Consider the following 12940-nt stretch of genomic DNA (forward strand, 5'->3'; position numbering starts at 1 on the left):
CCCTCCCCATGAGGGGAAAGGCGATTAATACCATGACACGGGCCACGAAACCGCGCAGGTTTGCAGTCAGGCCCATCATTTACGCCAGCGTTCTTTGCGCTGGCGTATTGTTGTGCACTTTTTCTGCCCACGCGGATGACCGTGACCAACTCAAGTCTATTCAGGCTGATATCGCTGCCAAAGAGCGTGCGGTACGCCAACAACAGCAACAACGCTCAAGCCTGCTGGCACAATTGAAAAAGCAGGAAGAGGCGATCTCCGAAGCCACTCGTAAGCTGCGCGAAACGCAAAATACGCTCAATCAACTGAATAAACAGATTGATGAGATGAACGCCTCGATTGCCAAACTGGAACAGCAAAAAGCGGCTCAGGAACGCAGTCTCGCTGCGCAACTGGACGCCGCATTTCGCCAGGGTGAGCATACGGGTATACAGCTCATTCTCAGCGGTGAAGAAAGCCAGCGCGGTCAGCGTTTACAGGCTTATTTCGGCTATCTCAACCAGGCGCGACAAGAAACCATCGCCGAACTGAAGCAAACACGCGCAGAAGTCGCCATGCAGCGCGCCGAGCTGGAAGAGAAACAGAGCGAGCAACAAACGCTGTTATACGAACAACGCGCTCAGCAGGCGAAGCTGACCCAGGCGCTGAACGAGCGTAAGAAGACGCTGGCAGGGCTGGAGTCTTCCATTCAACAAGGTCAGCAGCAGCTAAGTGAACTGCGCGCCAACGAATCTCGTCTGCGCAATAGCATTGCTCGTGCAGAAGCGGCAGCGAAAGCGCGTGCTGAACGAGAAGCGCGTGAGGCTCAGGCTGTTCGCGACAGGCAAAAAGAAGCGACGCGCAAAGGCACCACCTACAAACCGACTGAAAGCGAAAAATCACTGATGTCCCGAACCGGTGGTCTGGGTGCGCCGCGTGGTCAGGCATTCTGGCCTGTTCGCGGGCCGACGCTGCACCGCTATGGCGAACAGCTACAGGGTGAGCTGCGCTGGAAAGGGATGGTGATTGGTGCCTCTGAAGGTACTGAAGTTAAAGCGATTGCCGACGGTCGGGTGATTCTGGCTGACTGGCTGCAAGGCTACGGCCTGGTGGTGGTGGTTGAGCACGGTAAAGGCGATATGAGCCTTTATGGCTATAATCAGAGCGCACTGGTGAGCGTTGGTTCGCAGGTTCGCGCGGGTCAGCCAATTGCACTGGTGGGCAGCAGTGGCGGTCAGGGTCGGCCTTCACTCTATTTCGAAATTCGCCGCCAGGGTCAGGCGGTCAATCCACAGCCGTGGTTGGGAAGATAAGTTTTGTTTCCATTTCGTCGTAACGTTCTTGCATTTGCCGCTCTGTTGGCTCTCTCCTCCCCTGTATTTGCTGGCAAACTTGCCATCGTCATTGATGATTTTGGTTATCGCCCGCACAACGAAAACCAGGTGCTGGCGATGCCCTCCGCTATCTCTGTCGCCGTGTTACCCGACTCGCCACACGCCAGAGAGATGGCGACTAAAGCGCATAACAGCGGTCACGAAGTATTGATTCATCTACCGATGGCACCGCTGAGTAAGCAGCCGCTGGAGAAAAATACGCTGCGCCCGGAGATGAGCAGCGACGAGATTGAGCGCATTATTCGCAGCGCGGTCAATAACGTGCCCTATGCCGTGGGGATCAACAACCACATGGGCAGCAAGATGACCTCTAACCTTTTTGGTATGCAGAAAGTGATGCAGGCGCTGGAGCGTTACAATCTTTACTTCCTCGACAGTGTGACTATCGGTAATACCCAGGCGATGCGCGCCGCACAAGGTACTGGCGTAAAAGTCATCAAACGGAAAGTGTTTCTCGATGATTCCCAGAACGAAGCGGACATCCGTATGCAGTTCAATCGCGCAATTGACCTGGCGCGTCGCAACGGTTCAACCATCGCCATTGGTCATCCTCACCCTTCAACAGTTCGCGTATTGCAACAGATGGTTTATAACCTGCCGCCAGACATTACGCTGGTGAAAGCCAGCAGCTTGCTGAATGAACCGCAGGTCGATACGTCTACACCGCCGAAGAACACTGTGCCCGACGCACCGCGTAATCCGTTCCGTGGCGTGAAGCTGTGCAAACCGAAGAAACCGATAGAACCTGTTTATGCTAATCGCTTCTTTGAAGTATTAAGCGAAAGCATCAGCCAGAGCACGCTGATCGTTTACTTCCAGCATCAGTGGCAGGGCTGGGGCAAACAGCCCGAAGCGGCGAAGTTTAACGCTAGCGCAAATTAAAGGCGCTGCGCGTAATGCGATGGTGCGACCGTGTTTTGTCGCGCCATTGCCATAAGCGGAAAGACCACAGTAATGCCTGATAACCTACCTTTACGCTGCGGACATTAGTAATCAGACGTTTATACATGCCGGAAGTAAATATCTCGGCAATCATCCGCTGGCGGGTAATAATATCCGGCTCTTTGCGCACTGCATGGCAAACGCGCAATGCTTCGTAAGTTATTTGCTGATGAAATTCCGGATAAATCGTAATTTTGTCGGCATAATTTCTATTTAATTTCTCCAGCAGGCGGGTAATTTTAATATAGTGCCGTTGATAATTAAGATTTTTATTCCCTTGTCGATTCAACCGACTCACTGACGTATTATGCAGATAATATTTATATAACGATTGTTCGGTATATCGCGCACGCAGCGCGTTAAACATAAATTCTGTTGTCCATACAATATCCTGATGATGTAATCCAACAATAAATTTAATGTTATTTTTTACAATAACGTCGCGGCGATAAATACCCATCCAGACAACGTGAGTCCAGCGGCGAGAAGAAAGTCCCATCCGCAGCCAGTCCGGGCCGGTTAATACGCCGGTTGAGCGAAGGCGATCGATGGGGATAGATTGCCAGGTTTCTCCCGTTTCACGAAAACACCAGTCAGCATTGCACTGCGCCACATCGAGATCGTCCTCTAACGCCATTGTCATCAGCGTTTCGTACATGGTGGGATAGACTTCATCATCAGCATCGACAAAAGCAACATATTTGCCCGTCGCTGCCTCGATCCCGCGATTACGCGCCACCGATGCGCCAGCATTCGCCTGATGCAACAAACGAACGTGCGGATAGTTTTCTGCGTAATACTTTGCTATTTCAACAGAATTATCCGTTGAACCATCGTTAATAATAATGATTTCCAGAGCAGTCCAGGTTTGCGCGATTAAAGATTCCATACAAGTGCGGAAATCACCGCCCGCATTATATAACGGAATAATAACACTAAGTTTATTGGTGCTGTTCATCATAAATTACCGACGACCTCTGAAGTTACCCTAACGTTGTACAGGCTTTGTATTAAGAAACTATTAAGCCTGTGAGATATTATTTTTACAGGTGAGAGAGTCACTTCAGGCTAGAGAGTTGATGAGAGCAGCAATATAAGATAACAGCGCAATTACCTATTCTTTATGGTACTGACAAGGTTTTACATATTTAACGGATTATTCTCAGGAAAAGGGCTGGAATACCAGCCCTTATTCGTGTTAATCCCAGCTCAGGATAACTTTCCCGGACTGACCTGAACGCATAGCGTCGAAGCCCTTCTGGAAATCATCGATGGAGAAACGATGGGTAATGATTGGTGCTAGATCCAGACCAGACTGAATCAACGCCGCCATCTTGTACCAGGTTTCGAACATCTCACGACCGTAAATGCCTTTAATGAACAAGCCTTTAAAGATCACTTTTGTCCAGTCGATCGACATGTCAGAAGGTGGAATACCCAGCATCGCAATACGGCCACCGTGGTTCATGGTGTCGAGCATGGTACGAAACGCTGGCGGCGCACCGGACATTTCCAGACCGACATCAAAGCCTTCGGTCATGCCTAGCTCCGCCATCACGTCATTGAGATTTTCTTTCGCGACGTTAACCGCGCGCGTGATACCCATTTTGCGCGCCAGTTCGAGACGATATTCATTAACGTCGGTGATAACCACATTACGCGCGCCAACATGTTTCGCCACCGCCGCCGCCATAATACCAATCGGGCCTGCACCAGAAACCAGAACATCTTCGCCCACTAAATCAAACGACAGCGCGGTATGCACGGCGTTACCGAAGGGATCAAAAATGGAAGCCAGGTCGTCGGAGATATTGTCCGGGATTTTGAAGGCGTTGAAGGCTGGAATCACCAGATATTCGGCGAAGCAGCCCGGACGGTTAACGCCGACTCCGATCGTGTTGCGGCACAGATGGGTACGACCGCCACGGCAGTTTCGACAGTGACCACAAGTGATATGACCTTCGCCAGACACGCGATCGCCAATCTGGAAGCCTTTCACTTCCTGACCAATACCTACCACTTCACCGACATATTCATGGCCTACGACCATCGGCACCGGGATGGTTTTTTGCGACCACTCATCCCAGTTATAGATGTGAACGTCAGTCCCGCAAATGGCTGTTTTACGGATTTTAATCAGCAGATCGTTATGCCCGAGTTCCGGTTCAGGAACGTCGGTCATCCAGATGCCCTCTTCCGCTTTCAGTTTGGATAACGCTTTCATCTCACATCCTCACTCAGGCGATTACGCCCAGTTGTTTACCAATACGCGTGAACGCTTCTACCGCACGCGTAATTTGCTCAGGGGTATGCGCCGCAGACATCTGGGTTCGAATACGCGCCTGACCTTTCGGTACGACCGGATAGAAGAAACCGGTGACGTAAATGCCCTCTTTTTGCAGCTCGCGGGCAAATTTTTGCGCCACTACCGCATCGCCAAGCATGACCGGAATAATGGCGTGATCGGCTCCCGCCAGGGTAAAGCCCGCCGCCGACATTTGCTCACGGAACTGACGCGCGTTAGCCCACAGGCGGTCACGCAGTTCGCTGCCCGCTTCGACCATCTCCAGCACTTTAATGGAAGCGGCGACAATGGCTGGTGCCAGTGAGTTGGAGAACAGGTACGGACGAGAACGCTGGCGCAGCCACTCAACCACTTCTTTGCGCGCCGCAGTGTAACCGCCGGAAGCACCACCTAAGGCTTTACCCAGCGTGCCGGTGATAATATCGACACGACCCATCACATCGCAGTATTCATGGGAACCACGACCGTTTTCACCGACAAAACCAACCGCGTGGGAGTCATCCACCATCACCAGCGCATCGTAAATATCTGCCAAATCGCAAACGCCTTTCAGGTTGGCAATCACGCCGTCCATCGAGAACACGCCGTCGGTGGCGATCAGCACATGACGCGCCCCGGCTTCACGCGCTTCTTTTAAACGCGCTTCCAGCTCCTGCATATTGTTGTTGGCATAGCGATAACGTTTGGCTTTGCACAGACGCACACCATCAATAATAGACGCGTGGTTCAGTGCGTCGGAGATAATGGCGTCTTCCGCGCCCAGCAGCGTTTCAAACAGGCCGCCGTTGGCATCAAAACAGGAAGAGTAGAGAATCGCATCTTCCATACCCAGGAATGCCGCCAGTTTCTGCTCAAGCTCTTTATGGCTATCCTGAGTGCCGCAGATAAAACGTACTGAAGCCATGCCGAAACCATGAGAATCCATTCCCGCTTTTGCCGCCGCAATCAGCTCTGGGTGGTTCGCCAACCCAAGATAGTTATTGGCACAAAAGTTGATGACGTGGCTTCCATCAGCCACAGTGATGTCTGCTTGCTGCGCAGACGTGATAATGCGCTCTTCTTTAAACAACCCTTCCGCCCGTGCGGTTTCCAGGTCGTTGGTTAACTGCTGATAAAATTCTCCACGCATTGCGATTCTCCAGACAGGGCAAATTCCAGCACATATTACCCAAACTTATAGGTCGCGACGAGATGACGCGTTAACACTTCTGTAAAATTTAGAATAAATAACGCCCATCACTCTCACTTTCGGCGAATGGCTGAAGCCAACGTCGTGTAGTGATATGATAGAAGTATTCGTGTCTGAGATTGTCTCTGACTCCATAATTCGAAGGTTACAGTTATGATCATCGTTACCGGCGGCGCGGGCTTTATCGGCAGCAACATCGTTAAGGCCCTGAATGATAAAGGCATCACCGATATTCTGGTGGTGGACAACCTGAAAGACGGCACCAAGTTTGTGAACCTGGTGGATCTGAATATCGCGGACTATATGGATAAGGAAGACTTCCTGATCCAGATTATGGCTGGCGAAGAGTTCGGCGATGTCGAAGCGATTTTCCACGAAGGCGCGTGCTCATCCACCACCGAGTGGGATGGCAAGTATATGATGGATAACAACTATCAATACTCCAAAGAGCTGCTGCACTACTGTCTGGAGCGCGAAATTCCGTTCCTGTATGCATCTTCCGCAGCAACCTATGGCGGACGCACCTCCGACTTTATTGAATCCCGCGAATACGAAAAACCACTGAACGTCTACGGTTACTCAAAATTCCTGTTTGATGAATATGTTCGTCAAATTCTGCCAGAAGCGAACTCGCAGATTGTTGGCTTCCGTTATTTCAACGTTTATGGGCCGCGTGAAGGTCATAAAGGCAGCATGGCGAGCGTCGCTTTCCATCTCAACACCCAGCTTAACAACGGTGAATCACCGAAACTGTTCGAAGGTAGCGAGAACTTTAAACGCGACTTCGTCTACGTGGGCGACGTGGCAGATGTGAATCTGTGGTTCCTGGAAAATGGCGTTTCCGGCATCTTCAACCTCGGTACTGGTCGTGCAGAATCCTTCCAGGCCGTAGCAGATGCTACGCTTGCTTATCACAAGAAAGGTCAGATCGAATACATTCCGTTCCCGGATAAACTGAAAGGCCGCTATCAGGCGTTTACTCAGGCGGATCTGACTAATCTGCGCGCGGCGGGTTACGACAAACCGTTCAAAACCGTTGCTGAAGGTGTAACGGAATATATGGCCTGGCTGAATCGCGACGCGTAACTATGAAGATTTTGGTGATAGGCCCGTCTTGGGTTGGCGACATGATGATGTCGCAAAGTCTCTATCGCACGCTCCAGGCGCGCTATCCCCAGGCAATAATCGACGTGATGGCACCGGCGTGGTGCCGTCCGTTATTGTCGCGGATGCCGGAAGTTAACGAAGCTATCCCTATGCCCCTCGGTCACGGGGCGCTGGAGATCAGCGAACGCCGTAAGCTGGGACATAGCCTGCGCGAAAAACGTTACGACCGCGCCTACGTTTTACCCAACTCCTTTAAATCCGCATTAGTGCCTTTCTTCGCAGGGATTCCACATCGCACCGGCTGGCGCGGTGAAATGCGCTACGGTTTACTCAACGACGTGCGCGTGCTTGATAAAGAAGACTGGCCGCTAATGGTGGAACGCTATGTCGCGCTGGCCTATGACAAAGGCGTAATGCGTACCGCACAAGATCTACCAAAACCGTTGTTATGGCCGCAATTGCAGGTGAGCGAAGGTGAAAAATCGTATACCTGTAACCAATTTTCCCTCTCATCAGAACGTCCGATGATTGGCTTTTGCCCGGGCGCGGAGTTTGGCCCGGCAAAACGCTGGCCGCACTACCATTACGCAGAACTGGCAAAACAGCTAATTGATGAAGGTTATCAGGTGGTTCTGTTTGGTTCGGCGAAAGATCATGAGGCGGGCAATGAGATACTCGCTGCACTGAATACCGAGCAGCAGGCATGGTGTCGTAATCTGGCGGGAGAAACACAGCTTGATCAAGCCGTTATTCTGATTGCGGCCTGTAAAGCCATTGTCACCAACGATTCCGGCCTGATGCACGTCGCAGCAGCACTGAATCGTCCGCTGGTCGCACTGTATGGGCCAAGCAGCCCGGACTTTACGCCGCCGCTTTCTCATAAAGCGCGAGTAATTCGTCTGATTACTGGCTACCACAAAGTGCGTAAAGGCGATGCCGCAGAAGGGTATCACCAGAGTCTGATCGACATTACGCCACAGCGCGTGCTGGAAGAACTCAACGCACTGTTGTTACAAGAGGAAGCCTGACGGATGCGGGTTCTTATCGTCAAAACATCGTCGATGGGCGATGTCCTCCATACGCTGCCCGCGCTAACCGATGCACAGCAGGCAATCCCTGGAATAAAGTTTGATTGGGTGGTGGAAGAAGGCTTTGCACAGATCCCTTCCTGGCACGCCGCCGTTGAACGGGTTATTCCGGTAGCGATACGTCGCTGGCGTAAAGCGTGGTTTTCCGCCCCTATTAAAGCGGAGCGGAAAGCGTTTCGTGAAACGCTACAGGCAGAAAACTATGACGCGATTATTGATGCGCAAGGGCTGGTAAAAAGTGCCGCGCTGGTGACACGTCTGGCGCATGGCATTAAGCATGGAATGGACTGGCAAACCGCTCGCGAACCACTGGCAAGCCTGTTTTACAATCGCAAGCATCATATTGCAAAACAGCAGCACGCCGTAGAGCGCACCCGTGAGCTGTTCGCCAAAAGCCTGGGTTACAGCAAACCACAGACTCAGGGCGACTATGCCATTGCGCAGCATTTCCTGGCTAACCTGCCGACGGATGCTGGCGAATATGCCGTATTTCTTCATGCGACGACCCGTGATGATAAACACTGGCCGGAAGAACACTGGCGAGAATTAATTGGTTTACTGGCAGGTTCAGGGATTCGCATTAAACTTCCCTGGGGCGCGCCACATGAAGAAGCGCGGGCGAAAAGGCTGGCAGAAGGATTTGATTATGTCGACGTATTGCCGAAGATGAGTCTGGAAGGTGTTGCCAGCGTGCTGGCCGGGGCGAAATTCGTGGTCTCGGTGGATACGGGATTAAGCCATTTAACTGCGGCTCTGGATAAACCCAATATTACTGTATATGGACCGACCGATCCGGGATTAATTGGCGGATATGGGAAGAATCAGGTGGTTTGTAGGGCGCCGGGGAAAAATTTAATTAATCTCAACGGTCAAGCAGTTTTGGAAAAATTATCATCATTATAAAGGTAAAACATGCCAACCTTCATTAAACTCCAATCATGGAAACCTTACGCTCTAAAATCATCTATAATTTTAGAGATTATGACTTATGTTTTATGTTTTGTCTTATTAATTATCGCCCTCGTCAATAACACTCTTAGTATAAAATTATTTAACGTTGCGGCTGTGGTAGGTTTATTGGCCCTAATTCTTAGAGGTAAGCAACTAAGTATTGACCGAAACACCCTTATTCTCCCATCATCTATATTCATCATAGGATTAGTTGATTTAGTTTGGTATTCACTATTTAAAGTTGATAATTCACCTTTTCGAGCAACTTATCATAATTATTTAAACACAGCAAAAATATTTCTATTTGGTACGATTTTTGTTTTCTTATCCTTGAATACCAGAATAAAATTGAAAAAAGATAGCATATTCTATATGCTTTATACTTTATCATTTATTATAGCAAGTTATGCAGCTTATATAAAGATGAAAACAAACTGGGAGAGAATATATTTTGAGATCGGGACTCCTACAGGTGCATCGTATTCTATAATGTTTATTGGAATACTAAGTTCAGTATCGGTATTATATACAAGAAATAAACATCCTTATTTATTCATATTAAATAGCTTGGCTATTTTCTATGCCCTTTTGTTAACACAGACAAGAGTAACGTTAATAGTTTATCCACTTATTTGTGTAATAATATTTGTTTTGTTTTATATTAAATATCCAAAAAAGATATTAACATCTGCTATAGTATTCATTGTACTTCTAACAGGCCTTATATATTCATTTTCTCAAACATTACAAAATAGATACGAAGAAGGAGTGAATGATTTAGTACATTATTCTAATAATAGTAATTCATCACTCGGTGCCAGAATAGCAATGTATGAAATGGGTATAGACATTTTCAAAGAATCTGCATTTACATTGAGATCAGCAGAAGCGCGTGCGCAAAAGATGCATTTATTTGTCTCTGAGCAAAGTCGCTTAGCTGGAGCATTAGAATTTACTAATATACATTTACACAATGAAATAATCGAAGCCGCGTCGTTAAAAGGGATCTTAGGAATAATATCTGTATTATTCTTTTATATTGCATTGTGCTTCACCGCTTATACTGAGAGAAATATAGGTCTTTTCGCATTAACTTTAGGTATTATTGGTATCGGTGTTAGTGATGTAATCATTTGGGCTAGAAGTATCCCAATTATAATAATTTCAGCACTGACGCTATTAATTATGATTAGAAAAGTAAAAGCCAACCGCATTAGATAATAGAATAAATAAAAAGTGGGAATCCCCACTTTTTATTTATCGGTGATTAACTTATTCAAGGATGAGAATAATATCTTTGAATCGATATCTTGTACCGTAAAAGTTGGAGAAATTATTTGTATCGCATTAGGATTATTTGGTCCCCAAATTAAGTGTGAGGGATAACTTTGACGACGCGCATTTGGATAAAGAGCAAGTGTAGGACGTTTATACGCTGATGCTATATGTACAAGAGCAGTATCAACAGATATAACATAATTACTAAACTTAGTAAGCGCCACTGTATAAATAAAATCTTTATATGGCAAAATTTCAATATCAGGTATAGATATTGTTTTTAGATCTTGATGTAAACCGGTAAATATAACTCTATAGTTCGGTAATTTACTTTTGATCAGTTGATATATAAAACATATCTGCTCTGATGTTAATCTACATATTTTCTTTGCCCCCAATGGATTTATAATTACGATTTTAGAGTCGCCAATAATATTTTTTATTTTATTTTCAACATCTACAGGTAAATGCAAGTCGTAGTCGGTGGAAAATTCACCCTCACCATAAATATGCTTCAGTATTTCTATTGCTCGTGTACTCATGTGTTCTTTTAAACATTCATCGTGGGGATGATAAAATGAATAGTAACGCTTATACCATTGATCGAAACCCAGAATGTAAGAATCTTTAAAACTTGATAATATTAAACTATGCTTAAATGAAGGCATAGTCTCAAAGGGGTCTAATACAATATCGAACTGTAAATTCCGCAGATGCTTACATAGACTAAGCATTTTAAAGGAACCCATTGATTCTTTAATACAGAACTCAAATATATTTTTATTATTAGAGAGAAACTCCCCACCCTTTCTATTTGTAAGAATGGTTATTTTAACCCCTTTACTGTAAAGTTCACGATAAATCGAACTTAATACAATTAAATCACCGAGTTTATTATTATCATGAATGATAAGGCATGATTTAACTTGCGCTGGTTCTGTAACTTGATGATTGATTTTCTTACGAAATAAAAAAGCAAGAAAATTAATCTTGATTTTGTTTATATAAAACCTTTTCTTTTTATGAAAAGTACCTAAACGCATTTTTATACCATATTATTTTAGTTTCAGGATGATTAATTAGCATAAGAATCAGTTGAAGCTTTATATTGTATTTTTTTTCTTGTCCTATCCTTTGATTCTTCTGTACTGATATCTTGAAGTTTAATAAATGGAATTACATCGTAAGAAATAGCCGTATCATCAGACAAATTATAAATATTAATATCTTTTACATTATCATGCATAAAACGGAAAAATGGCAAGATTTTAAATAAATCCCTACTCAATTCCGAGGGCATAGGATTCTTATTTTCATCATAGAAACGCGAACAGCTACCCGTCAAATCCAGACCTGAACAAATAATCCGCGCATACTTTAGTGAATATGCTATCTGGATTGCAGCAAAGGCAATAGTATGGCATGAACAATAACCAAGACTAATGTCCTTGCAAAATCCAACCAGACGACCTTTTTTAGACAACGGTACAGAGATCAGCAGTTCTTTGTGAATTTGGCTCAAAATATTAAATTTAATCTTCTTTATAAAACCACCTTTTTCCCGGCGATAAAAAGACCGTAATATAAGACAGTTCTGGAGGATATAAAGTTTATCTTCTTCGGAGGCGTGTTCATAAACGTCAACGTTTACGATAGTATAACGGCTTCTTTGGCTAAAATTGTAAAAATCATCACGACGTTGATGTAAAAAGCGAACATCTGTAAGTACATAAATAAAGGGAATAATATTATGACTTAACAGATATTGTGCTGAACCATTGACAGCAATAATATCCTTTGCCCGTAATACCGACAAAGGTGTCTTTTGCGATGTGGGGCCAGATAGAAAAATAATAACATCATTAGATGTTTTATTTTCAATCAGGTTTTCAACATCTTTTTTGTCAATGTATCGAATATTCTTCATGATAAACCTGTGAAATAAATAACTCCGTATAAAAATGCCTAACGAAGACGCGTAATTGTGGGATATTTCTGCTTTAGCGTGCTGGTTTTCCTTTCAAACGCCGCATAATATTGCGCATTTTTTTACGATAAACTAAAAGATAATAACCAAGATCCTTAATCTCATTTTTAATACCGTAATGACGCTCTAAATCAAGACGGTCTTTCGCTTTCCGCTGCGCTGAAGCACGTTTCCCGGAGAGATCAATAATTCGAACTTCACCATTTTTTATAATGAAGTTACCACGATGAGGATCACCAGAAACCATGCCATGTTGATGCAAGGCATTAATTGATTGCTGAATTTTATTTTTTAGCACATCATCAATATCGGGCATATCACACAACTCTATGCCATCAATATACTCGATAAGCATGATATATGTATGGACAAATCGTAAGGTTTTTCGCTCTGCTAATAAATAAAAATCGTTGAGAGTATGTAAGCCTTCATTTCGCACTTTTTGGGTTTGTTCAAAAAGGCGTTCGTAATAATCACCTTTTAATAGAGATTTAAAAAACCGCTCGTTGCGTTTAATTTTTGGAGAAAATACCTTAAGCACAAACTTACCGTAATCGGTGTCAATAAGCATGACTTTTGTATCATCAATAGAACGAAACACTTTGATGATCTTAATATTATAAGATAAAAAGTCATTTAATACATTGAGGTACTTTGAATTGTTGTCATCAGTAAAAACAACAAAATCTTTAATCTTATTTTTCTGAATCATGATAAGCC

The 12940-nt window shown here is 45.4% G+C and carries 12 protein-coding genes and 1 pseudogene; 6 read left to right on the forward strand and 7 right to left on the reverse strand.

Translation table 11 applies throughout. The features are described 5' to 3' along the window. The first annotated feature begins 32 nt into the window (after positions 1-32). Together envC and WC5_RS15535 are read left to right on the forward strand one after the other, a co-directional pair. Positions 33-1292, forward strand: coding sequence for a murein hydrolase activator EnvC (gene envC, locus WC5_RS15540; RefSeq protein ID WP_016159958.1), 1260 nt, complete (start codon positions 33-35; stop codon positions 1290-1292). Positions 1293-1295: 3 nt separating this feature from the next. Further along, on the forward strand, positions 1296-2255 hold the full coding sequence (locus tag WC5_RS15535) for a divergent polysaccharide deacetylase family protein (protein ID WP_000483821.1): 960 nt from the start codon (positions 1296-1298) through the stop codon (positions 2253-2255). On the opposite strand, the gene waaH is transcribed toward WC5_RS15535, so the two are convergent. The 3 genes from waaH to kbl all read right to left on the reverse strand — a co-directional run bounded on the left by waaH (position 2242) and on the right by kbl (position 5749). After that, positions 2242-3276, reverse strand: a complete 1035-nt coding sequence (gene waaH / locus WC5_RS15530) for a UDP-glucuronate:LPS(HepIII) glycosyltransferase (RefSeq protein ID WP_000982120.1) — start codon at positions 3274-3276, stop codon at positions 2242-2244. The two genes, WC5_RS15535 and waaH, sit on opposite strands and share 14 nt — an antisense overlap. Before the next feature lie 237 nt (positions 3277-3513). Next, positions 3514-4539 carry an L-threonine 3-dehydrogenase gene (gene tdh, locus WC5_RS15525; protein WP_000645983.1) on the reverse strand — a complete coding sequence of 342 codons (1026 nt, stop codon included), beginning with the start codon at positions 4537-4539 and terminating at the stop codon, positions 3514-3516. A gap of 13 nt (positions 4540-4552) precedes the next feature. Beyond that, on the reverse strand, positions 4553-5749 hold the full coding sequence (gene kbl, locus WC5_RS15520; RefSeq protein ID WP_001213853.1) for a glycine C-acetyltransferase: 1197 nt from the start codon (positions 5747-5749) through the stop codon (positions 4553-4555). A gap of 213 nt (positions 5750-5962) precedes the next feature. Between kbl and rfaD the strand changes: the two genes are divergently transcribed. From rfaD to WC5_RS26110, 4 genes and pseudogenes are all read left to right on the forward strand, one after another. Beyond that, a complete protein-coding gene (gene rfaD, locus WC5_RS15515; RefSeq protein ID WP_000587764.1) occupies positions 5963-6895 on the forward strand; it encodes an ADP-glyceromanno-heptose 6-epimerase in 933 nt (310 codons plus the stop codon). 2 nt (positions 6896-6897) lie between these two features. Then, positions 6898-7944, forward strand: a complete 1047-nt coding sequence (rfaF, locus tag WC5_RS15510; protein ID WP_000699257.1) for an ADP-heptose--LPS heptosyltransferase RfaF — start codon at positions 6898-6900, stop codon at positions 7942-7944. Positions 7945-7947: 3 nt separating this feature from the next. Beyond that, positions 7948-8907, forward strand: a complete 960-nt coding sequence (rfaC, locus tag WC5_RS15505; RefSeq protein ID WP_001264600.1) for a lipopolysaccharide heptosyltransferase RfaC — start codon at positions 7948-7950, stop codon at positions 8905-8907. Positions 8908-9444: 537 nt separating this feature from the next. Further along, positions 9445-9969 (forward strand): annotated as a pseudogene (locus WC5_RS26110) (O-antigen ligase family protein); the annotation flags it as partial. A gap of 44 nt (positions 9970-10013) precedes the next feature. Here WC5_RS26110 and WC5_RS26115 read toward each other — a convergent pair. The 4 genes from WC5_RS26115 to rfaY form a co-directional block, all read right to left on the reverse strand. After that, the gene (locus WC5_RS26115; protein WP_434059435.1) at positions 10014-10169 is read right to left on the reverse strand and encodes a hypothetical protein; all 156 of its coding nucleotides are present in this window, start codon (positions 10167-10169) and stop codon (positions 10014-10016) included. 39 nt (positions 10170-10208) lie between these two features. After that, positions 10209-11276 (reverse strand): glycosyltransferase family 9 protein, encoded by a 1068-nt coding sequence (locus WC5_RS15495; protein WP_016231511.1) that lies wholly within the window; start codon positions 11274-11276, stop codon positions 10209-10211. 32 nt (positions 11277-11308) lie between these two features. Then, positions 11309-12160, reverse strand: coding sequence for a 3-deoxy-D-manno-oct-2-ulosonate III transferase WaaZ (gene waaZ / locus WC5_RS15490; RefSeq protein WP_016231512.1), 852 nt, complete (start codon positions 12158-12160; stop codon positions 11309-11311). Between the two features lie 73 nt (positions 12161-12233). Next, positions 12234-12932, reverse strand: coding sequence for a lipopolysaccharide core heptose(II) kinase RfaY (gene rfaY, locus WC5_RS15485; RefSeq protein ID WP_000615156.1), 699 nt, complete (start codon positions 12930-12932; stop codon positions 12234-12236). Positions 12933-12940 lie beyond the last annotated feature (8 nt).

Source organism: Escherichia sp. KTE114 (assembly GCF_000407765.1).
Taxonomy (GTDB): Bacteria; Pseudomonadota; Gammaproteobacteria; order Enterobacterales; family Enterobacteriaceae; genus Escherichia; species Escherichia ruysiae.